This window comes from Corallococcus llansteffanensis (genome assembly GCF_003612055.1).
In the GTDB taxonomy this organism is placed as follows: domain Bacteria; phylum Myxococcota; class Myxococcia; order Myxococcales; family Myxococcaceae; genus Corallococcus; species Corallococcus llansteffanensis.
In genome coordinates this window covers 1-896 of the sequence record NZ_RAWB01001091.1, presented here as the reverse complement: position 1 = coordinate 896, position 896 = coordinate 1, and the positions used below count along the sequence as shown (strand labels likewise).

At 63.1% G+C, this 896-nt stretch carries 1 other RNA gene; it reads right to left on the bottom strand.

The window, feature by feature from the left end:
• Positions 1-411 precede the first annotated feature (411 nt).
• Positions 412-775, bottom strand: a transfer-messenger RNA (tmRNA) gene (gene ssrA, locus D7V93_RS43515).
• Between the last annotated feature and the right edge of the window lie 121 nt (positions 776-896).

Here is an 896-nt window from a genome sequence, read left to right as displayed (position 1 = left end):
ACAACGAGCACTGGCTGTTGGAGCGCCACCATTTCCTCTCGCCGAGTCAGGCCCGGCGAGAGCTGATGCAGAAGCAAGCGGCCTGATTACAACCAATCTAGTGTCTCAACAATCCGGTGCGGTACAGTCGCCGCGACAGCACCCGCGCTTCCCCGGGCGCGAGTACCGGAAACTCACGCAGCTGCGCGTGGACCTGATGGGCGGCCTCACCTCCAGCAACCGCGCAACGGCGGAGGCGGCGAAGTACCACCTGGCTGAGTACTCGGTGGCACCGCGCCTGGAGTTCGGGCGCGCGTGGTACCAGCACGCGCTGGTGCCTCTCATCGACCGGGACGTCATCCTCGACGACGAGGACCCGCACCGGACAAAGAAAAAGCCTGGCAACCCGTACCGGCTTGCCAGGCTTCTTCACTGTGGAGGCGGAGGGAATCGAACCCTCGTCCGAAAGCCGTCTGCTCTTTGACCCTACGTGCGTAGTCCGCGATTTGCTACGTCACCTGGACTCCCACGGACGGGATTCCCGATGCCGGTCCTGGAAAGATCTCGTCACCTCGGGCCCAGGCACCCTCAGCGACCAGTCCGCATTATGACGGCCCATCCCCACCCCACGGACCGAGAGCAGGGGGACCGCGCACTAAAGACTGCTAATTAGGCAGCCAGCGCGAGCTCAACGTTGTCGTTGGCTTTTGTGATGTTGTCGGCAGTTTAACGAGGTCCCAACAAGCTCGGCACGCGTCTCGAACTTCAATGCCCCCGTCGAAGCCAGGTCGCCCCCAGATTCGCCGTACTTCATGCGGCCGCGACTGCTCCGCACACCACTTACATTAACCGCTGAACGCCCCCCGTCAATCCTCCTTCACCCTCGGGGTCGCTCCTTCAACATCCCTCCCCTGCCC